We start from the raw sequence: 21,089 nt of genomic DNA on the forward strand, positions 1-21,089 counted from the left end.
TTTCCCCGATTGAAGACTTTTCCGGCAATCTCTCGCTTGAATTTATCGACTATAGTTTAGGAGAACCGAAATATACGGTCGAAGAGGCGAAAGAACGCGACGTTACATATGCGGCGCCGCTTCGCGTCAAAGTTCGCCTGATCAATAAAGAAACGGGCGAAGTGAAGGAACAAGACGTGTTTATGGGCGATTTTCCGCTCATGACGGAAACCGGAACGTTTATTATCAATGGGGCGGAACGCGTCATCGTTTCCCAGCTCGTCCGCTCGCCAAGCGTCTATTACAGCGACAAAGTTGATAAAAACGGCAAACGCGGCTACTCGGCGACAGTGATTCCGAACCGCGGCGCATGGCTTGAATATGAAACCGATGCGAAAGACGTCGTTTACGTTCGCATCGACCGCACCCGTAAACTGCCGGTTACGGTGCTTCTCCGTGCGCTTGGGTTCAGCTCCGACCAAGAAATCATCGATCTGCTCGGTGACAACGAATACTTGCGCAATACGCTTGAAAAAGATAATACCGACAGCACGGAAAAAGCGTTGATTGAAATTTACGAGCGTCTTCGTCCGGGAGAGCCGCCGACGCTTGAGAATGCGAAAAATTTGCTGGCGTCGCGCTTTTTTGATCCGAAGCGCTATGACTTGGCGAGCGTAGGCCGTTATAAAATCAATAAAAAACTTCATATTAAAAACCGCCTGTTCAATCAGCGGCTCGCGGAAACGATCATTGATCCCGAAACCAAGGAAGTCATCGCCGAAGCTGGAGCGATGATCGACCGCCGAACGCTGAATCGCCTGCTCCCGTATTTGGAAAAAGGGGTCGGCTTACAGACATACCGCCCGGCCGAAGGGGTGGTGGACGGGGACATTTCGGTGCAAACGATCAAAATTTATGCCCCGAATGACCCGGATGGCGAAAAAGTGATCAACGTCATCGGCAACGGCTTCATCGCCGAGGATGTCAAACATATTACACCGGCTGACATCATTGCGTCGATCAGCTATTTCTTCAACTTGCTCCACGGCGTCGGCGATACGGATGACATCGACCATTTAGGCAACCGCCGCCTCCGTTCGGTCGGCGAACTATTGCAAAACCAATTCCGCATCGGCCTGTCGCGCATGGAGCGCGTCGTGCGCGAGCGCATGTCGATCCAAGATACGAACACGATTACGCCGCAGCAGCTGATCAACATCCGCCCAGTGATCGCGGCGATCAAAGAGTTTTTCGGCAGCTCGCAGCTGTCACAGTTCATGGATCAAACGAACCCATTGGCCGAACTGACGCACAAGCGGCGTCTGTCCGCGCTTGGCCCTGGCGGATTGACACGTGAGCGCGCTGGGTTTGAGGTGCGCGACGTTCACTATTCGCACTACGGGCGGATGTGTCCGATTGAAACGCCGGAAGGTCCGAACATCGGACTCATCAACTCGCTGTCCACTTACGCGAAAGTGAACAAGTTCGGCTTTATTGAAACGCCATACCGGCGCGTCGATCCGGAAACAGGGCGGGTGACGGACCAAATCGATTATTTGACAGCCGATGAAGAGGACAATTACGTTGTAGCACAGGCGAACGTACCGCTTGCGGAGGACGGCACGTTCCTTGAAGAAAACGTTGTCGCCCGTTTCCGCGGCGAGAACATCGTCGTCAAGCGCGATCGCGTCGACTACATGGACGTTTCGCCGAAGCAAGTCGTCTCGGCAGCGACAGCGTGCATCCCATTTTTGGAAAACGACGACTCGAACCGCGCGCTGATGGGAGCGAACATGCAGCGGCAAGCCGTGCCGCTGTTGGAACCGGAAGCGCCGATCGTTGGCACGGGGATGGAGTATGTTTCGGCGAAAGACTCGGGCGCAGCGGTCATTTGCAAGCACCGCGGCATCGTCGAGCGCGTCGAAGCAAAGGAAATTTGGGTGCGTCGGCTGATTGAAGTGGACGGCAAAGAAGTCAAGGGTGATCTAGATAAATATCGGTTGCTGAAATTCGTTCGTTCGAACCAAGGCACGTGCTACAACCAGCGGCCGATCGTGAAAAAAGGCGATATCGTTGAGAAGGGCGAAATTTTGGCCGATGGCCCGTCGATGGATAAGGGCGAATTGGCGCTTGGCCGCAATGTGCTTGTCGCCTTTATGACATGGGACGGTTACAACTACGAAGACGCGATCATCATGAGCGAACGGCTCGTCAAAGAAGACGTGTATACATCCATTCATATTGAAGAGTATGAAGCCGAATCGCGCGATACGAAACTCGGTCCTGAAGAAATTACGCGCGACATTCCAAACGTCGGCGAGGATGCGCTGAAAAACTTGGATGAACGCGGCATCGTCCGCATCGGCGCAGAAGTGAAAGACGGCGACTTGCTCGTCGGCAAAGTGACGCCAAAAGGAATGACCGAGCTGACGGCGGAAGAGCGGCTTTTGCACGCGATCTTCGGCGAAAAAGCGCGCGAGGTGCGTGATACGTCGTTGCGCGTCCCGCACGGCGGCGGCGGCATCGTCCTTGACGTGAAAGTGTTCAACCGCGAAGACGGCGACGAGCTTCCGCCGGGTGTCAATCAACTGGTGCGCGTCTATATTGTGCAAAAGCGGAAAATTTCCGAGGGCGACAAAATGGCAGGTCGCCACGGAAACAAAGGGGTTATTTCCCGCATTTTGCCGGAGGAAGATATGCCCTTCTTGCCGGATGGCACGCCGATTGACATCATGTTAAACCCACTCGGCGTTCCGTCGCGGATGAACATCGGGCAAGTATTTGAGCTGCACCTTGGCATGGCGGCGAAAAAACTCGGCCTGCACATCGCCTCCCCGGTCTTTGACGGGGCGACGGAGGAAGACGTTTGGAACATCCTCGAAGAAGCCGGCATGGCGCGCGATGCCAAAACGGTGCTGTATGACGGGCGGACGGGCGAACCGTTTGACAACCGCGTGTCGGTCGGGATCATGTACATGATCAAGCTTGCCCACATGGTCGACGACAAACTCCACGCTCGCTCGACCGGCCCGTACTCGCTTGTCACTCAACAGCCGCTTGGCGGCAAGGCGCAGTTCGGCGGCCAGCGCTTTGGTGAGATGGAAGTATGGGCGCTTGAGGCGTATGGGGCGGCATACACGCTGCAAGAAATTTTGACCGTCAAGTCCGACGATGTCGTCGGCCGTGTCAAAACGTACGAGGCGATCGTCAAAGGGGAAAACATTCCGGAGCCGGGTGTGCCGGAGTCGTTTAAAGTGTTGATCAAAGAGCTGCAAAGCTTGGGCATGGACGTCACGATTTTGACGAGCGATGAACAAGAAATCAACATGGAAAACTTTGATGATGATGATGATGACCATGCACCGGATGCCATCATGGTGGACGTCAAACCGGCCGAACGGGAAGAAGCCGGCGAAGAGAAAGATGCGGTGACGAAAGAATAAACCGGCCATAACGGCCAGGCGGGGAGCTGTTCCCCGCCATTGGCCGCTTGAGGGAACGGAAAACCGACGGATCAAAAAGGGAGGTATACCCCTTGCTGGATGTCAATAAATTTGAGTACATGAAAATTGGGCTCGCTTCCCCGGAGAAAATTCGTTCTTGGTCGTATGGCGAAGTCAAAAAGCCAGAGACAATCAACTATCGGACGTTAAAGCCGGAAAAAGACGGCTTGTTTTGCGAGCGCATTTTCGGTCCGACGAAAGACTGGGAATGCCATTGCGGCAAATATAAACGCGTTCGCTACAAAGGCGTCGTCTGCGACCGTTGCGGCGTCGAAGTGACGCGCTCGAAAGTCCGCCGCGAACGGATGGGCCATATCGAGCTGGCTGCCCCGGTTTCGCATATCTGGTATTTCAAAGGCATCCCGAGCCGGATGGGGTTGGTTCTTGACATGTCGCCGCGGGCGCTCGAAGAGGTCATTTATTTTGCATCCTATGTCGTCACCGACCCGGGTGATACGCCGCTTGAGAAAAAGCAGCTGTTGTCGGAAAAGGAATACCGCGCCTATCGCGAGAAGTACGGTCAATTGTTCCAAGCGTCGATGGGGGCGGAGGCGATCAAAAAGCTGCTCCAAGACATTGATTTGGATAAAGAGGTAGCCGCGCTGAAAGAAGAGCTGAAAACGGCGCAAGGGCAACGGCGCGCCCGCATCATTAAGCGGCTTGAAGTGCTTGAAGCGTTCCGCAGTTCAGGGAACGACCCGGCATGGATGGTGCTTGATGTACTGCCGGTCATTCCGCCGGAGTTGCGCCCGATGGTTCAGCTTGACGGCGGGCGGTTTGCAACATCGGATTTGAACGATTTGTACCGCCGCGTCATCAACCGTAACAACCGGCTGAAACGGCTGCTTGATCTCGGTGCGCCGAACATTATCGTCCAAAATGAGAAGCGGATGCTGCAAGAGGCGGTTGATGCTTTGATCGATAACGGCCGCCGCGGCCGTCCGGTGACCGGTCCGGGGAACCGTCCGTTAAAATCGCTTTCCCACATGCTGAAAGGGAAGCAAGGGCGCTTCCGGCAAAACTTGCTCGGCAAACGCGTTGATTATTCCGGCCGCTCCGTCATCGTCGTCGGCCCAAACTTAAAAATGTATCAATGCGGGCTGCCGAAAGAAATGGCGCTAGAGTTGTTCAAGCCGTTCGTCATGAAGGAGCTTGTGGAGCGGGGGTTGGCGCATAACATTAAAAGCGCGAAACGGAAAATCGAGCGCGTCCATCCGGAAGTGTGGGATGTGCTTGAAGATGTCATCAAAGAACATCCGGTGCTGTTAAACCGCGCTCCGACGCTGCACCGTCTCGGCATTCAGGCGTTTGAACCAACGCTTGTGGAAGGGCGGGCGATCCGTCTTCATCCGCTTGTTTGCACGGCGTACAACGCTGACTTTGACGGCGACCAAATGGCGGTGCACGTGCCGCTGTCGGCTGAGGCGCAAGCCGAAGCGCGCTTGTTGATGTTGGCGGCGCAAAACATTTTGAACCCGAAAGACGGGAAGCCGGTCGTGACACCATCACAAGACATGGTGTTGGGCAACTACTACTTGACGATGGAGCGCGAGGGAGCCATCGGCGAAGGCATGGTGTTCAAAGACACGGACGAGGCGCTGCTTGCTTACCATAACGGCTACGTCCATCTCCATTCGCGCATCGCCATTCATGCCGGTTCGCTGAAAAACGAAACGTTTACCGAAGAGCAAAACAACAAGCTGCTCTTAACGACCGTCGGAAAGCTCATTTTCAACGAAATTTTGCCGAATTCGTTCCCGTACATCAACGAGCCGACGACGGAAAACATTGAAGGGCGGACGCCGGACAAGTACTTCCTTGACAAAGGGGTCAACGTGCGCGAAGAAATTCGCAAGCGCGAACTCGTGCCGCCGTTTAAGAAAAAAGTGCTCGGGCAAATTATCGCTGAAGTGTTCAAACGGTTCAAAATCACCGAAACATCGAAGATGCTCGACCGCATGAAAGACCTTGGCTTCCAATATTCGACGAAGGCCGGCATCACGATCGGCGTGGCCGATATCGTCGTCCTGCCGGAAAAACAAGAAATTTTGGATGAAGCGCAAGCGAAAGTCGATACGGTTTTGAAGCAGTTCCGCCGCGGCTTAATTACGGACGAAGAGCGGTACGAGCGCGTCATCTCCATCTGGAGCGCGGCGAAAGACAAAATTCAAGACCGGTTGATGAAGTCGCTTGATAAACGCAACCCGATCTTTATGATGAGCGATTCCGGAGCGCGCGGGAACGCGTCGAACTTTACGCAGCTTGCGGGGATGCGCGGTTTGATGGCCAACCCGGCCGGCCGGATCATTGAGCTGCCGATCAAGTCGTCGTTCCGCGAAGGCTTGACGGTATTGGAATACTTTATCTCGACGCACGGCGCGCGAAAAGGATTGGCGGATACGGCGCTCAAAACGGCCGACTCAGGCTATCTCACGCGCCGCCTTGTCGACGTGGCCCAAGACGTCATCGTCCGCGAAGAAGATTGCGGCACCGACCGCGGCATTTTGGCGCGGGCGCTGACGGATGGCACGGAAGTTGTCGTCAAGCTTGAAGAGCGGCTTGTCGGCCGCTATGCGCACAAAACGGTGCGCCATCCGGAAACGGGCGAAGTGATCGTCCGCAAAGACGAGATGATCACCGAAGATATCGCCAATGAGATCATGAAAGCCGGCATTACGGAAGTATGGATTCGCTCCGTATTCGCCTGCAACACGCGCCATGGCGTCTGCAAAAAATGTTACGGCCGCAACATGGCGACCGGCATGGACGTCGAAGTTGGCGAAGCCGTCGGCATTATCGCCGCTCAGTCGATCGGCGAGCCGGGCACGCAGCTGACAATGCGGACGTTCCATACAGGCGGCGTCGCCGGCGACGATATCACTCAAGGTTTGCCACGGGTGCAAGAGCTGTTTGAAGCGCGCAACCCGAAAGGGCAAGCGGTCATTTCGGAAATTGACGGCACGGTCATCTCGATTAACAAAACGCGTGACAACCAATATGAAGTTGTCGTGCAAGGTGAGGTTGAAACGCGGACATATGTAGCGCCGTACAATGCGCGGCTGAAAGTCGAAGAAGGTCAGCGCGTCGAACGCGGCCAAGAGCTGACAGAAGGCTCGGTCGACCCGAAACAGTTGTTGCGCGTGCGCGATATTACATCCGTGCAAGAGTACTTGCTCCGCGAAGTGCAAAAAGTGTACCGGATGCAAGGGGTAGAAATCAGCGACAAGCATATCGAGGTCATGGTGCGGCAAATGTTGCGCAAAGTGCGCGTCATCGATGCCGGCGACACCGATGTGCTGCCGGGTACGCTTTTGGATGTTCACCAGTTTACCGATGTCAACGCCAAAGCTCTTCGCGAAGGGAAACGGCCGGCGACGGCCCGCCAGGTGTTGCTTGGCATCACGAAAGCGTCGCTTGAGACGGATTCATTCTTGTCTGCTGCTTCGTTCCAAGAAACGACGCGCGTCTTGACCGATGCAGCGATCAAAGGAAAACGTGATGAACTGCTTGGCTTAAAAGAAAACGTCATTATCGGCAAACTCGTCCCGGCTGGAACCGGTATGGCCCGCTACCGGAAAGTGAAGCCGGCCGTCAAAAAAGAAACGGCTGGCGACACGGTGTCGTCCAAATAACGCGAGCCAAGCGGCCGGCTAAGGCGCTCCTTGGCCGGCCATCATCTAATGAAAAATCCAGTTGACAATCGACAAAGAAAATGGTAGTCTAATAAAGGTGTTCCAACAACCTGGTACTTTGGAGGATATGTTACATGTCTTATGAAAAAGTATTACAGGCTGGAAAAATTGTCATTGGAACCAAACAAACGATAAGGGCTTTAAAGGAAGGGAAAGCAGCGGAAGTGATCGTGGCGGAGGATGCCGACTTGCCGATCATCGAAAAAGTGACCGCCGCCGCCAATGAGGCAAACGTGCCGGTCACAAAAGTCGATTCGATGAAAAAGCTTGGCAAGGCGTGCAAAATCCAAGTCGGTGCGGCTGCAGTGGCGATCCTTCGGTAACGTTTTGCCTTTCTCCCCTAAAACCTTTATTTGCATAAACGATGAACCACCTGGATATGTGGGCTTAAACGATACATGCGAAAGGAGGATCTTTTCATGCCTACAATCAACCAATTGGTCCGCAAAGGACGCGAGAAAAAAGTCGTGAAATCGAAATCCCCTGCGTTGAACAAAGGGTATAACAGCTTCAAAAAAGAGCAAACGAATGTGTCGTCTCCGCAAAAACGCGGCGTTTGCACGCGTGTCGGCACGATGACGCCGAAAAAACCGAACTCGGCGTTGCGGAAATACGCCCGTGTCCGCTTGACAAATGGGATTGAAGTTACGGCGTACATTCCGGGGATCGGCCATAACTTGCAAGAACACAGCGTTGTGCTCATCCGCGGCGGACGTGTCAAAGACTTGCCGGGGGTACGCTACCATATTATCCGTGGGGCGCTGGATGCTGCAGGCGTAGCGAACCGGATGCAAGGTCGTTCGAAATACGGCGCGAAAAAACCAAAAGCAGCGAAAAAATAATGAAATGAAGAGAATGTTTTCCTGAAGGGAGGAAACACTATGCCACGTAGAGGCCCTGTTGCTAAACGTGACGTACTGCCGGATCCAATTTACAATTCGAAGCTTGTTACCCGTTTGATCAATAAAATTATGATCGACGGCAAAAAATCAAAAGCGCAAAAAATTCTTTACACCGCGTTTGATATTATCCGTGAGCGCACGGGTAAAGATCCAATGGAAGTGTTTGAGCAAGCGTTGAAAAACGTGATGCCGGTGTTGGAAGTGCGCGCTCGCCGCGTTGGTGGGGCGAACTACCAAGTTCCGGTCGAGGTTCGTCCGGACCGCCGCGTTTCTCTCGGTTTGCGCTGGCTCGTGCAATATGCACGTCTTCGCAACGAAAAAACGATGGAAGAGCGCTTGGCAAATGAAATTATGGACGCTGCCAACAACACGGGTGCAGCGGTGAAAAAACGCGAAGATACACATAAAATGGCTGAAGCGAACCGCGCGTTTGCCCATTACCGCTGGTAAGGAGCGCCGCCTAAAGGAAATAGGTGAGGAGGCACTGCGGTTGCCTATTCACCTATCTTCCTATATATTGCGGCCTTTCCGGTCGCGCGTGGGACAACTTCAAAGACAAGGGGATTGCGCCATCGATGGCGGCGCCATCTACTTATATTTCATATTTGAAGGAAGGAGAAAATAACCACTATGGCAAGAGAGTTCTCCTTGGAAAAGACTCGCAACATAGGGATTATGGCGCACATTGACGCCGGGAAAACGACGACGACGGAACGGATCTTGTTCTATACCGGCCGCGTTCATAAAATCGGGGAAGTGCATGAAGGTGCGGCCACGATGGACTGGATGGAACAAGAACAAGAGCGCGGAATTACGATCACGTCGGCGGCGACAACGGCGCAATGGAAAGGCCATCGCATCAATATCATCGACACGCCGGGGCACGTCGACTTTACGGTCGAGGTTGAGCGTTCGTTGCGCGTATTGGACGGGGCCATCACGGTCTTAGACGCGCAATCGGGTGTTGAACCGCAAACGGAAACCGTTTGGCGCCAAGCGACGACATATGGCGTCCCACGGATCGTGTTCGTCAACAAAATGGATAAAATCGGCGCCGATTTCTTGTATTCGGTGAAAACGCTCCATGACCGCCTGCAAGCGAACGCCCATCCGGTGCAACTGCCGATCGGTGCTGAAGATCAATTCTCCGGCATTATCGACTTGGTTGAAATGTGCGCGTACCATTACCATGATGAGCTTGGCAAAAACATTGAGCGCATTGACATTCCGGAAGAATACCGCGATATGGCAGAAGAGTACCATAACAAGCTGATTGAGGCGGTCGCTGAGCTGGACGAAGAATTAATGATGAAATATTTGGAAGGAGAAGAAATCACGGCGGAAGAGCTGAAGGCCGCGATCCGCAAAGCGACGATCAGCGTTGAATTCTTCCCGGTCTTCTGCGGCTCGGCATTCAAAAACAAAGGTGTTCAGCTGCTTCTTGACGGCGTTGTCGACTACTTGCCGTCTCCGGTTGACATCCCGGCGATTCGCGGCGTCGTTCCGGATACCGAAGAAGAAGTGACACGTGAAGCAAGCGATGACGCTCCGTTTGCCGCTTTGGCATTTAAAATCATGACTGACCCGTATGTCGGGAAATTGACGTTTATTCGCGTCTACTCTGGAACGCTTGATTCCGGTTCATATGTGATGAACACGACGAAAGGGAAGCGCGAACGGATCGGCCGCTTGCTGCAAATGCACGCGAACCACCGTCAAGAAATTTCGAAAGTCTATGCCGGTGATATTGCCGCAGCGGTAGGTTTAAAAGATACGGCGACCGGTGATACTCTATGTGATGACAAGCATCCTGTCATTTTAGAGTCGATGCAATTCCCAGAACCGGTCATTTCGGTGGCAATCGAGCCGAAGTCGAAAGCCGATCAAGACAAAATGAGCCAAGCGCTGCAAAAATTGCAAGAAGAAGACCCGACTTTCCGCGCTCACACCGACCCGGAAACGGGCCAAACGATCATCTCCGGAATGGGCGAGTTGCATCTTGACATCATCGTCGACCGGATGCGCCGCGAGTTCAAAGTCGAAGCGAACGTCGGGGCGCCGCAAGTTGCCTACCGCGAAACGTTCCGCAAATCGGCGCAAGTCGAAGGCAAATTCATCCGTCAATCCGGCGGCCGCGGTCAATACGGCCACGTTTGGATCGAATTCTCGCCGAACGAGCGCGGCAAAGGCTTCGAATTCGAGAACGCCATCGTCGGTGGGGTTGTTCCGAAAGAGTATGTGCCGGCCGTCCAAGCTGGATTGGAAGAAGCGATGCAAAACGGCGTCTTAGCCGGCTATCCGGTTGTCGACATTAAAGCGAAGCTGTTCGACGGATCGTACCACGATGTCGACTCGAGCGAAATGGCATTCAAAATCGCTGCTTCCTTGGCATTGAAAAACGCCGCGACGAAGTGCGATCCGGTTCTTTTGGAACCGATCATGAAAGTCGAAGTCGTCATCCCTGAAGAGTACCTCGGTGACATCATGGGCGACATCACGTCCCGTCGCGGCCGCATCGAGGGGATGGAAGCGCGCGGCAACGCCCAAGTCGTCCGGGCGATGGTGCCGATGGCTGAAATGTTTGGTTATGCGACATCGCTCCGTTCGAACACGCAAGGACGCGGAACGTTCTCGATGGTGTTTGACCACTATGAAGAAGTTCCGAAAAACATCGCCGATGAAATTATCAAAAAAAATAAAGGCGAATAATTGATTTCTCTTGCTAGTTTCGCTATAAATACTTATGTAAGTAAGACTTGGGAACATTTTGTTCCCAAGCATCCTATACTTACCCAACCATATAAATTCATATCTTACTTTTAAGGAGGATATCTCTCATGGCTAAAGCGAAATTTGAGCGCACGAAACCGCACGTCAACATTGGCACGATCGGCCACGTTGACCACGGGAAAACGACGTTGACAGCTGCGATCACGACGGTTTTGGCGAAACAAGGCAAAGCCGAAGCAAAAGCGTACGACCAAATCGACGCTGCTCCGGAAGAGCGTGAACGCGGGATTACGATTTCGACGGCGCACGTCGAGTATGAAACAGATGCTCGCCACTATGCGCACGTTGACTGCCCAGGCCACGCTGACTACGTTAAAAACATGATCACGGGCGCGGCGCAAATGGACGGCGCGATCCTTGTTGTATCGGCGGCTGACGGTCCGATGCCGCAAACGCGCGAACACATTCTTCTCTCCCGCCAAGTCGGTGTTCCGTACATCGTTGTATTCTTGAACAAATGCGACATGGTGGACGACGAAGAATTGCTTGAACTTGTTGAAATGGAAGTTCGCGATCTTCTCTCTGAATACGACTTCCCAGGCGATGAAGTGCCGGTCATCAAAGGTTCGGCATTAAAAGCGCTTGAAGGCGACCCGCAATGGGAAGAAAAAATCATTGAACTGATGAATGCGGTTGACGAATACATCCCGACGCCGCAACGTGAAGTGGACAAACCGTTCATGATGCCAATCGAGGACGTCTTCTCGATCACGGGCCGCGGTACGGTTGCAACAGGCCGTGTTGAACGCGGTACGTTGAAAGTTGGCGACCCGGTTGAAATCATCGGTTTGTCGGATGAGCCGAAAACGACGACCGTTACGGGTGTAGAAATGTTCCGCAAACTTCTCGATCAAGCGGAAGCCGGCGACAACATCGGTGCGCTTCTCCGCGGCGTATCTCGTGATGAAGTCGAGCGCGGCCAAGTATTGGCGAAACCTGGTTCGATCACGCCGCACACGAAATTCAAAGCGCAAGTATACGTCCTGACGAAAGAAGAAGGCGGACGCCATACTCCGTTCTTCTCGAACTACCGTCCGCAATTCTACTTCCGTACGACGGACGTAACGGGCATTATCACGCTTCCGGAAGGCGTCGAAATGGTTATGCCTGGCGACAACGTTGAAATGACGGTGGAACTGATCGCCCCGATCGCGATCGAAGAAGGTACGAAATTCTCGATCCGCGAAGGCGGCCGTACGGTCGGCGCTGGCTCTGTATCGGAAATCATCGAGTAATCACGGCAAAAAAGGGTGTCCAGCAATGGACATCCTTTTTTTGATGCCATCTTGACCGTCAGATTGGCGGCTGTGTTGAAAACGGGATGGCGGCTATGTATAATAGAAGAAGTGTGGGAAAAGCAAAGAAATCACTTGCAATCTTGCTTACATACCAGTATAATATCAAATGTTGGTCTTTGACTGCGATGAAGCGGAAGGTTGCTGACACACCCGGCCGCTTTGCCACGGCGGTGTGCAGGAAATTTCCGTGGAGAAGTCTATTTTCAAAATAGGCGAAGAAGGAGGGAAACCAAATGGCAAAAGAAAAAATTCGCATTCGTTTAAAAGCTTACGATCATCGAATTTTAGACCAATCGGCGGAGAAAATTGTGGAAACCGCAAAACGTTCCGGGGCAAAAGTGTCGGGGCCGATCCCGTTGCCGACGGAAAGAACGGTGTATACGATCTTGCGTGCCGTTCATAAGTACAAAGACTCCCGTGAACAATTCGAAATGCGGACGCATAAACGTTTGATCGACATCATCAACCCGACTCCGCAAACGGTTGATTCGTTAATGCGTCTCGATTTGCCGTCGGGCGTTGATATTGAAATTAAACTTTGATCGACTGGGAGGTGTGACACATGACGAAAGGAATCTTAGGAAGAAAGATCGGTATGACGCAAATATTTGCGGAAAATGGCGATTTGATTCCGGTAACCGTCATCCATGCGACGCCGAACGTCGTCCTGCAAAAGAAAACGATCGAAAACGACGGTTACGAAGCGATCCAATTAGGTTTTGAAGATATTAGCGAAAAACGCGCCAATAAACCGCAAATTGGCCATGCTGCCAAAGCGAACACGGCACCTAAGCGCTTCATTCGTGAAATCCGCGGCGCCAACATCGATGAATATGAAGTTGGCCAAGAAGTGAAAGTTGACATTTTCAGCGAAGGCGAAATTGTCGATGTCACGGGCATTTCGAAAGGGAAAGGTTTCCAAGGGGCGATCAAACGCCACGGTCAATCACGCGGACCAATGGCTCACGGTTCCCGTTATCATCGCCGTCCGGGTTCGATGGGGTCCATCGCGCCAAACCGCGTTTTCAAAACGAAAAACTTGCCGGGCCGCATGGGCGGTGAGCGCGTGACGATCCAAAACTTGAAAATCGTGAAAGTGGATCCGGAGCGCAACTTGCTGCTCATTAAAGGCAATGTGCCGGGTCCGAGAAAAGGCTTAGTCATCGTCAAAAGCGCCGTGAAAGCGGCGAAGAAGGCGAAATAACATCCGGCCAAGAAAGGAGGAACTACGTAATGCCAAAAGTAGCATTATACAACCAAAACGGTCAGACGGTCGGCGAAATCGAGTTGAACGACGCCGTTTTTGGGATTGAACCGAATAAGCATGTGTTGTTCGAAGCAGTGATTATGCAACGCGCCTCGATGCGTCAAGGAACGCATAAAACGAAAAACCGCGCTGAAGTGAGCGGCGGCGGCCGCAAGCCATGGCGCCAAAAAGGGACAGGACGCGCCCGTCAAGGTTCGATTCGCGCTCCGCAATGGCGCGGCGGCGGTACGGTCTTTGGTCCAGTTCCGCGCAGCTACAGCTACAAACTTCCGAAAAAAGTTCGCCGTTTAGCGATCAAATCGGCATTGTCTTCGAAAGTGCTCGAAAACGACATCGTTGTATTGGATCAATTGTCGCTTGAAGCACCGAAGACGAAGGAAATGGTCAAAATTTTAAACAATCTCTCAGTGGATCGGAAAGCACTCATTGTGACCGACGAGCTGAATGAGAATGTATATCTGTCGGCGCGCAACATTCCTGGCGTCAAAGTGGTGGCAGCCAACGGCATCAATGTGCTCGATGTGCTCAACCATGACAAACTCGTCATTACGAAGGCGGCCGTGGAGAAAGTAGAGGAGGTGCTTGCATAATGAAAGACCCTCGCGACATTATTAAGCGCCCCATCATCACGGAAAATACAATGAATTTGATCGGGCAAAAAAAATATACGTTTGAGGTCGACGTCAAAGCGAACAAGACGGAAGTGAAAGACGCCGTCGAGAAAATTTTTGGCGTTAAAGTAGCCAAAGTGAACATCATGAACTATAAAGGGAAATTTAAACGCGTCGGCCGCTACAGCGGCTATACGAACCGCCGCCGCAAAGCGATCGTCACGCTGACGCCGGACAGCAAAGAGATCGAACTGTTTGAAGTGTAACATAAACGATGAAGGAGGGACATTCCGATGGCGATCAAAAAGTACAAACCGACATCGAACGGCCGTCGCGGCATGACGGTGCTTGATTTCTCGGAAATTACGACGGATCAGCCGGAAAAATCGCTGCTTGCTCCGTTAAAGAAAAAGGCGGGCCGCAACAATCAAGGGAAAATTACGGTGCGCCATCAAGGCGGCGGCCATAAACGCCAATATCGGATTATCGACTTTAAACGCGACAAAGACGGAATTCCAGGACGCGTTGCTACGATTGAATACGATCCGAACCGTTCTGCCAATATCGCGCTTATCAACTATGCAGACGGTGAAAAACGCTACATTATCGCGCCGAAAAACTTGAAAGTCGGCATGGAAATCATGTCCGGTCCGGATGCGGACATTAAAATCGGCAATGCGCTTCCGCTTGAGAACATCCCAGTCGGTACGCTCGTCCACAACATTGAGCTGAAACCGGGCCGCGGCGGACAATTGGTGCGTGCAGCTGGTACGTCGGCGCAAGTGCTTGGGAAAGAAGGAAAATACGTCATCGTTCGTTTGGCTTCCGGCGAAGTGCGCATGATTTTAGGCAAATGCCGTGCAACGGTTGGTGAAGTCGGCAACGAGCAACACGAACTTGTCAACATCGGGAAAGCAGGACGCGCCCGCTGGTTGGGAATTCGCCCGACAGTTCGCGGTTCGGTTATGAACCCGGTTGACCATCCGCACGGCGGTGGTGAAGGGAAAGCGCCAATCGGACGCAAATCGCCGATGACACCATGGGGCAAACCGACGCTTGGATACAAAACACGCAAAAAGAAAAACAAATCGGATAAATTCATCATCCGTCGCCGCAAGAAATAATGAACGAGCGCAATTCAGAAGGGAGGTTCACTTATGGGTCGCAGCTTGAAAAAAGGTCCGTTTTGCGATGAGCATTTGATGAAAAAAATCGAAAAACTGAATGCAACAGGGCAAAAACAAGTGATCAAAACGTGGTCTCGCCGTTCGACGATCTTCCCGCAGTTTGTCGGGCATACGATCGCGGTGTACGATGGCCGCAAACATGTTCCGGTCTACATCACGGAAGACATGGTCGGGCACAAACTCGGCGAATTTGCGCCGACGCGCACGTTCCGCGGCCATGCTGGCGATGACAAGAAAACGAAACGGTAATGAGAGGAGGTTCTAGATATGCAAGCTAAAGCTGTTGCAAGAACCGTTCGCATCGCTCCTCGTAAAGCGCGCTTAGTCATTGACTTGATTCGCGGGAAAGAAGTGGGCGAAGCGTTCGCTATTTTGCGCCATACACCAAAAGCAGCTTCCCCGATCATTGAGAAAGTGTTGAAATCAGCAGTTGCCAACGCTGAACACAACTATGACATGGACGTCAACAACTTGGTCATTACTCAAGCGTATGTCGACGAAGGCCCGACGCTGAAACGGTTCCGTCCGCGCGCCATGGGACGGGCAAGCGCCATTAACAAACGCACAAGCCATATTACGATCGTCGTTTCAGAAAAGAAGGAGGGATAATCCGTGGGTCAAAAGGTCAACCCGATCGGTCTGCGCATCGGCATCATTCGTGACTGGGAATCGAGATGGTATGCGGAAAAAGACTATGCAGATCTGTTGCACGAAGACTTGAAAATCCGTGAATACATTAGCAAACGCCTGCAAGACGCGGCCGTCTCCCGCGTGGAGATTGAACGGGCAGCCAACCGGGTCAACGTAACGATCCATACCGCCAAACCGGGCATGGTCATCGGGAAAGGCGGTTCGGAAGTGGAAGCGCTCCGTAAAGCGCTCGCGCAATTGACCGGTAAACGCGTCCATATCAACATTGTAGAAATCAAAAAACCAGACTTGGATGCACGTCTTGTTGCTGAAAATATCGCTCGTCAGCTTGAAAACCGCGTATCGTTCCGCCGGGCGCAAAAACAAGCGATCCAACGTGCGATGCGCGCTGGGGCGAAAGGGATCAAAACGATGGTATCCGGCCGTTTGGGCGGGGCTGACATCGCTCGTTCGGAGCATTACAGCGAAGGGACGGTTCCACTCCATACGCTGCGCGCTGACATTGACTATGGAACGGCAGAAGCCGATACGACGTACGGAAAAATCGGCGTGAAAGTATGGATTTATCGTGGAGAAGTCCTTCCGACCAAGAAAAAAGCTGAGGAAGGAGGAAAATAATCATGTTAATGCCAAAACGCGTCAAATATCGCCGTGAACATCGCGGACGGATGAAAGGCCGGGCGAAAGGCGGCACGGAAGTTCATTTCGGTGAATTTGGGTTGCAAGCATTAGAATCAGCTTGGATTACGAACCGGCAAATCGAAGCAGCCCGTCGGGCGATGACCCGTTACATGAGACGGGGCGGGAAAGTATGGATCCGCATTTTCCCTTCCAAACCGTATACGGCAAAACCGCTTGAAGTGCGGATGGGTTCTGGTAAAGGGGCGCCGGAAGGCTGGGTCGCCGTTGTCAAACCAGGCAAAGTGATGTTTGAAGTGGGCGGTGTTTCTGAGGAAGTGGCACGTGAAGCATTGCGTCTCGCTTCTCACAAACTTCCGATCAAATGCAAATTTGTAAAACGTGAAGAAACTGGTGGTGAAGCGTAATGAAAGCGAAAGAAATCCGTGAGTTGACCACTGCCGAGATCGAACAAAAAATTAAAGCGTTGAAGGAAGAATTGTTCAACCTTCGCTTCCAACTGGCCACAGGTCAATTGGAAAACACGGCGCGCATCCGCCAAGTGCGCAAAGACATCGCCCGCATGAAAACGATTATTCGCGAACGCGAGCTCGCTGCCAATAAATAATGTGTTTGAGAGGAGGTTTGTGGAATGAGCCAACGCAATCAACGCAAAGTGTACGTCGGGCGGGTTGTATCGGACAAAATGGACAAAACGATCACCGTGTTGGTCGAAACGTACAAAAAACATCCGCTGTACGGCAAACGCGTGAAATATTCGAAAAAATATAAGGCGCATGATGAACATAACATCGCGAAAGTCGGCGATATCGTGAAAATTATGGAAACTCGCCCGCTGTCGGCCACAAAACGCTTCCGCTTAGTGGAAGTCATCGAAAAAGCGGTTGTTCTGTAATCGTTCTTCACTTAGTTCGGAGAGATAATTCCGAAAGGAGGTTTCGTCGATGATTCAACAAGAATCTCGCTTGAAAGTAGCTGATAACTCTGGTGCACGCGAAGTGCTTGTCATTAAAGTGCTCGGAGGCTCGGGTCGCCGCTATGCGAACATCGGCGACGTCGTTGTGGCGACGGTCAAAGATGCGACACCAGGTGGCGTTGTTAAAAAAGGTCAAGTCGTGAAAGCAGTTGTTGTTCGTACGAAACGCGGGGTGCGCCGTCCGGACGGTTCGTACATCCGCTTTGACGAAAACGCCTGCGTCATCATCCGCGATGACAAAAGCCCGCGCGGCACGCGGATTTTCGGACCGGTTGCCCGTGAATTGCGCGATAAAGACTTCATGAAAATCATTTCTTTAGCTCCGGAAGTTATTTAATGGAACGGAACAGCGTTTCAAGGAGGTGCGAATGCGATGCATGTAAAAAAAGGCGATAAAGTGCAAGTAATCTCCGGCAAAGACAAAGGCAAGCAAGGCGTCATTCTGGCGGCGTTTCCGAAGAAAAACCGCGTCATCGTCGAGGGCGTCAATATTGTGAAAAAGCATGCGAAACCGTCGCAAGCGAACCCGCAAGGCGGCATCATTGAGAAGGAAGCGCCGATCCATGTTTCGAAAGTCATGCCGCTCGACCCGAAAACGGGTGAACCGACGCGCATCGGCTACAAAATGGTCGATGGCAAAAAAGTGCGCTATGCGAAAAAATCCGGCGAGATTTTGGATAAATAACCGTGACGCAGGAAGGGAGGTACTTTTATGAACCGCCTGAAAGAGAAGTATGTAAACGAAGTCGTACCTGCTCTCATGAGCAAGTTCAACTATAAATCGATCATGCAAGTGCCAAAAATCGAAAAAATCGTCATCAACATGGGTGTCGGCGATGCGGTGCAAAACCCGAAAGCATTAGACAGCGCCGTTGAAGAGCTGACGCTGATCGCCGGTCAGCGTCCGGTGGTAACGCGTGCGAAAAAATCGATCGCCGGCTTCCGTCTTCGTCAAGGGATGCCAATCGGTGCGAAAGTGACGCTGCGCGGCGAACGGATGTATGAGTTTCTCGATAAGTTGATTTCGGTCTCGCTTCCGCGCGTGCGCGACTTCCGCGGCGTATCGAAAAAGTCGTTTGACGGCCGCGGCAACTATACGCTCGGCATTAAAGAACAGCTCATTTTCCCTGAGATTGACTACGATAAAGTGAACAAAGTGCGCGGCATGGACATCGTGATCGTCACAACGGCCAACACGGATGAAGAAGCTCGTGAACTGCTGGCGTTGCTCGGCATGCCATTCCAAAAATAATGATCCCATAACGCAAGGGAGGCGAAATCGTGGCTAAAAAATCGATGATCGCGAAACAAAAACGGACGCCGAAGTTTAAAGTGAGAGCGTACACCCGTTGCGAGCGCTGCGGCCGCCCGCACTCGGTCTATCGCAAATTCAAATTGTGCCGTATTTGTTTCCGTGAGCTCGCATACAAAGGTCAACTTCCAGGCATCAAAAAAGCCAGCTGGTAATCAACCCATTGATTGGGAAGGAGGTAAAACATAATGGTGATGACAGATCCAATTGCTGATATGCTGACTCGCATCCGCAATGCGAATATGGTGCGTCACGAAAAGCTCGAAGTCCCGGCTTCGAAAATCAAGCGGGAAATCGCGGAAATTTTAAAGCGCGAAGGGTTTATTCGTGATTATGAATATATCGAAGACAACAAACAAGGCATTCTCCGCATCTTCTTGAAATACGGTCCGAACAACGAACGTGTCATTACCGGGCTGAAACGCATCAGCAAACCGGGGTTGCGCGTTTACGTCAAAGCCCATGAAGTGCCGCGCGTCCTGAACGGCTTAGGGATCGCGATTCTTTCGACATCGCAGGGCATCTTAACAGACAAAGAAGCACGGCAAAAAGGCACGGGCGGCGAAGTAATCGCCTACGTTTGGTAATCTATCTGCTCAAGAATGGAGGTGTTTTTGACATGTCACGTGTCGGCAAAAAACCAATTGAAATTCCTGCCGGTGTCACCGTTACGGTCAACGGCAACACGGTTACGGTCAAAGGGCCGAAAGGGGAGCTGACCCGCACGTTCCATCCAGATATGACGATCACGGTTGAGGGCAATGTCATCACGGTTACGCGTCCAAGCGATGAAAAACATCATCGCGCGCTCCATGGCACGACGCGCAGCTTGCTTGCCAACATGGTCGAAGGCGTTTCGAAAGGTTATGAAAAAGCGCTCGAACTCGTTGGTGTCGGGTACCGGGCGTCGAAACAAGGGAAAAAGCTTGTATTGAGCGTCGGTTATTCTCATCCGGTAGAAATTGAGCCGGAAGAAGGGCTTGAAATTGAAGTGCCATCCCAAACGAAAATCATCGTCAAAGGGGCAGACAAACAGCGCGTCGGCGAACTGGCCGCCAACATTCGCGCGGTTCGTCCGCCAGAGCCGTATAAAGGCAAAGGCATCCGCTACGAAGGTGAGCTTGTGCGCCTGAAAGAAGGCAAAACTGGTAAATAACGCGGCATAGCGAAGCGAAAGGAGTGACATTCGATGATCACGAAAGTGGACCGAAACGCGGTTCGGAAGAAAAGACACGCGCGCATCCGCAAAAAAATCTTCGGCACGGCTGAACGTCCGCGGTTGAGCGTGTTCCGTTCCAATAAACATATTTACGCGCAAATTATCGATGATACAAAATCGTCAACGATCGTCAGCGCCTCGACGTTGGACAAAGAGTTTGGCTTAGATTCGACGAACAACATTGAGGCAGCGAAAAAAGTCGGCGAACTTGTCGCCAAACGTGCGTTGGAAAAAGGCATTAAAAAAGTCGTGTTCGACCGTGGCGGGTATTTATATCACGGACGGGTAAAAGCATTGGCAGACGCCGCCCGCGAAGCCGGCTTGGAATTCTAATTACAAAGGAGGGACAACGATGCGTCGTATCGATCCAAACAAACTTGAATTGGAAGAGCGTGTAGTCGCGGTCAACCGTGTAGCAAAAGTCGTGAAAGGCGGACGTCGCCTGCGCTTTTCAGCTCTCGTCGTCGTCGGCGATAAAAACGGCCATGTCGGATTTGGCACCGGAAAAGCACAAGAGGTTCCAGAAGCGATCCGCAAAGCCATTGAAGATGCGAAGAAAAACTTAATTGAAGTGCCGATCGTCGGCACAACGATTCCGCATGAAGTCATCGGCCATTTCGGTGCCGGGGAAATCATTTTGAAACCCGCTTCCGAAGGTACCGGGGTCATCGCTGGGGGTCCGGCGCGTGCTGTATTAGAGCTGGCGGGCATCAGCGACATCTTGTCGAAATCGATCGGTTCCAACACGCCAATCAACATGGTGCGCGCAACGTTTGATGGGCTGAAACAATTAAAACGCGCCGAAGACGTAGCGAGATTGCGCGGCAAAACAGTCGAGGAACTGTTAGGATAAGGAGGGAACGATCATGGCAAAAAAACTGGCGATTACCCTCACGCGCAGCGTGATTGGCCGTCCGGAAGACCAACGCGTTACCGTCAGAACGCTCGGCCTGCGAAAAATGCACCAAACGGTCATCCACAATGACAATCCTGCGATCCGCGGGATGATCAACAAAGTGGCCCACCTTGTCAAAGTCAAAGAAATTGAAGAATAATGAATCAT

General features: G+C 52.3%; 27 protein-coding genes. All 27 read left to right on the plus strand.

Going from position 1 to position 21,089, the window contains the following annotated elements; translation table 11 throughout:
• Positions 1–3,422 (plus strand): DNA-directed RNA polymerase subunit beta (rpoB, locus tag GZ1_RS11500; protein ID WP_060788511.1); only part of this gene is annotated, 3,422 nt, incomplete at its 5' end.
• Between the two features lie 92 nt (positions 3,423–3,514).
• Complete coding sequence (rpoC, locus tag GZ1_RS11505) at positions 3,515–7,114, plus strand: DNA-directed RNA polymerase subunit beta' (protein ID WP_060788512.1); 3,600 nt, start codon at positions 3,515–3,517, stop codon at positions 7,112–7,114.
• 134 nt (positions 7,115–7,248) lie between these two features.
• The gene (locus tag GZ1_RS11510; protein ID WP_011229615.1) at positions 7,249–7,497 is read left to right on the plus strand and encodes a 50S ribosomal protein L7ae-like protein; all 249 of its coding nucleotides are present in this window, start codon (positions 7,249–7,251) and stop codon (positions 7,495–7,497) included.
• 96 nt (positions 7,498–7,593) lie between these two features.
• Positions 7,594–8,016 (plus strand): 30S ribosomal protein S12, encoded by a 423-nt coding sequence (rpsL, locus tag GZ1_RS11515; protein ID WP_011229616.1) that lies wholly within the window; start codon positions 7,594–7,596, stop codon positions 8,014–8,016.
• A gap of 39 nt (positions 8,017–8,055) precedes the next feature.
• Positions 8,056–8,526 carry a 30S ribosomal protein S7 gene (rpsG, locus tag GZ1_RS11520; RefSeq protein ID WP_011229617.1) on the plus strand — a complete coding sequence of 157 codons (471 nt, stop codon included), beginning with the start codon at positions 8,056–8,058 and terminating at the stop codon, positions 8,524–8,526.
• A 180-nt stretch (positions 8,527–8,706) separates the two neighbouring features.
• Entirely contained in the window at positions 8,707–10,785 is a 2,079-nt protein-coding gene (gene fusA, locus GZ1_RS11525) for an elongation factor G (RefSeq protein WP_060788513.1), read from the plus strand.
• A gap of 128 nt (positions 10,786–10,913) precedes the next feature.
• Positions 10,914–12,101, plus strand: a complete 1,188-nt coding sequence (gene tuf / locus GZ1_RS11530) for an elongation factor Tu (RefSeq protein WP_011229619.1) — start codon at positions 10,914–10,916, stop codon at positions 12,099–12,101.
• 296 nt (positions 12,102–12,397) lie between these two features.
• Positions 12,398–12,706, plus strand: coding sequence for a 30S ribosomal protein S10 (gene rpsJ, locus GZ1_RS11535; protein ID WP_008881945.1), 309 nt, complete (start codon positions 12,398–12,400; stop codon positions 12,704–12,706).
• 20 nt (positions 12,707–12,726) lie between these two features.
• The gene (gene rplC, locus GZ1_RS11540) at positions 12,727–13,368 is read left to right on the plus strand and encodes a 50S ribosomal protein L3 (RefSeq protein ID WP_011229620.1); all 642 of its coding nucleotides are present in this window, start codon (positions 12,727–12,729) and stop codon (positions 13,366–13,368) included.
• 29 nt (positions 13,369–13,397) lie between these two features.
• Positions 13,398–14,021, plus strand: a complete 624-nt coding sequence (gene rplD / locus GZ1_RS11545; RefSeq protein WP_011229621.1) for a 50S ribosomal protein L4 — start codon at positions 13,398–13,400, stop codon at positions 14,019–14,021.
• Entirely contained in the window at positions 14,021–14,308 is a 288-nt protein-coding gene (gene rplW / locus GZ1_RS11550; RefSeq protein WP_011229622.1) for a 50S ribosomal protein L23, read from the plus strand. The genes rplD and rplW overlap by 1 nt, the downstream gene beginning before the upstream one ends.
• 27 nt (positions 14,309–14,335) lie before the next feature.
• Entirely contained in the window at positions 14,336–15,166 is an 831-nt protein-coding gene (gene rplB / locus GZ1_RS11555) for a 50S ribosomal protein L2 (RefSeq protein ID WP_011229623.1), read from the plus strand.
• A gap of 33 nt (positions 15,167–15,199) precedes the next feature.
• Positions 15,200–15,478, plus strand: coding sequence for a 30S ribosomal protein S19 (gene rpsS / locus GZ1_RS11560; RefSeq protein WP_011229624.1), 279 nt, complete (start codon positions 15,200–15,202; stop codon positions 15,476–15,478).
• Between the two features lie 18 nt (positions 15,479–15,496).
• On the plus strand, positions 15,497–15,838 hold the full coding sequence (gene rplV, locus GZ1_RS11565) for a 50S ribosomal protein L22 (protein WP_011229625.1): 342 nt from the start codon (positions 15,497–15,499) through the stop codon (positions 15,836–15,838).
• A 3-nt stretch (positions 15,839–15,841) separates the two neighbouring features.
• A complete protein-coding gene (gene rpsC / locus GZ1_RS11570; protein ID WP_011229626.1) occupies positions 15,842–16,498 on the plus strand; it encodes a 30S ribosomal protein S3 in 657 nt (218 codons plus the stop codon).
• A gap of 2 nt (positions 16,499–16,500) precedes the next feature.
• Complete coding sequence (rplP, locus tag GZ1_RS11575) at positions 16,501–16,926, plus strand: 50S ribosomal protein L16 (RefSeq protein WP_011229627.1); 426 nt, start codon at positions 16,501–16,503, stop codon at positions 16,924–16,926.
• A complete protein-coding gene (gene rpmC / locus GZ1_RS11580; protein WP_011229628.1) occupies positions 16,926–17,126 on the plus strand; it encodes a 50S ribosomal protein L29 in 201 nt (66 codons plus the stop codon). The genes rplP and rpmC overlap by 1 nt, the downstream gene beginning before the upstream one ends.
• A gap of 24 nt (positions 17,127–17,150) precedes the next feature.
• Positions 17,151–17,414, plus strand: coding sequence for a 30S ribosomal protein S17 (gene rpsQ / locus GZ1_RS11585; RefSeq protein ID WP_011229629.1), 264 nt, complete (start codon positions 17,151–17,153; stop codon positions 17,412–17,414).
• Positions 17,415–17,463: 49 nt separating this feature from the next.
• Positions 17,464–17,832: a 50S ribosomal protein L14 gene (gene rplN / locus GZ1_RS11590; RefSeq protein ID WP_011229630.1), complete on the plus strand. Its 369-nt coding sequence runs from the start codon at positions 17,464–17,466 to the stop codon at positions 17,830–17,832.
• A gap of 36 nt (positions 17,833–17,868) precedes the next feature.
• Positions 17,869–18,180 (plus strand): 50S ribosomal protein L24, encoded by a 312-nt coding sequence (gene rplX / locus GZ1_RS11595; RefSeq protein WP_020754510.1) that lies wholly within the window; start codon positions 17,869–17,871, stop codon positions 18,178–18,180.
• A gap of 27 nt (positions 18,181–18,207) precedes the next feature.
• Positions 18,208–18,747 (plus strand): 50S ribosomal protein L5, encoded by a 540-nt coding sequence (gene rplE / locus GZ1_RS11600; protein ID WP_012820489.1) that lies wholly within the window; start codon positions 18,208–18,210, stop codon positions 18,745–18,747.
• A gap of 29 nt (positions 18,748–18,776) precedes the next feature.
• Positions 18,777–18,962 carry a type Z 30S ribosomal protein S14 gene (locus tag GZ1_RS11605; RefSeq protein WP_003247599.1) on the plus strand — a complete coding sequence of 62 codons (186 nt, stop codon included), beginning with the start codon at positions 18,777–18,779 and terminating at the stop codon, positions 18,960–18,962.
• Between the two features lie 33 nt (positions 18,963–18,995).
• Positions 18,996–19,394 (plus strand): 30S ribosomal protein S8, encoded by a 399-nt coding sequence (gene rpsH / locus GZ1_RS11610; RefSeq protein ID WP_012820490.1) that lies wholly within the window; start codon positions 18,996–18,998, stop codon positions 19,392–19,394.
• A 32-nt stretch (positions 19,395–19,426) separates the two neighbouring features.
• Positions 19,427–19,963, plus strand: a complete 537-nt coding sequence (rplF, locus tag GZ1_RS11615) for a 50S ribosomal protein L6 (protein WP_011229634.1) — start codon at positions 19,427–19,429, stop codon at positions 19,961–19,963.
• Positions 19,964–19,996: 33 nt separating this feature from the next.
• Positions 19,997–20,359 carry a 50S ribosomal protein L18 gene (gene rplR, locus GZ1_RS11620; RefSeq protein WP_011229635.1) on the plus strand — a complete coding sequence of 121 codons (363 nt, stop codon included), beginning with the start codon at positions 19,997–19,999 and terminating at the stop codon, positions 20,357–20,359.
• Positions 20,360–20,378: 19 nt separating this feature from the next.
• Positions 20,379–20,879, plus strand: coding sequence for a 30S ribosomal protein S5 (gene rpsE, locus GZ1_RS11625; protein ID WP_011229636.1), 501 nt, complete (start codon positions 20,379–20,381; stop codon positions 20,877–20,879).
• A gap of 13 nt (positions 20,880–20,892) precedes the next feature.
• A complete protein-coding gene (gene rpmD / locus GZ1_RS11630) occupies positions 20,893–21,081 on the plus strand; it encodes a 50S ribosomal protein L30 (RefSeq protein WP_011229637.1) in 189 nt (62 codons plus the stop codon).
• Positions 21,082–21,089 lie beyond the last annotated feature (8 nt).

Source organism: Geobacillus zalihae NBRC 101842 (genome assembly GCF_001544135.1).
Lineage (GTDB): Bacteria > Bacillota > Bacilli > Bacillales > Anoxybacillaceae > Geobacillus > Geobacillus zalihae.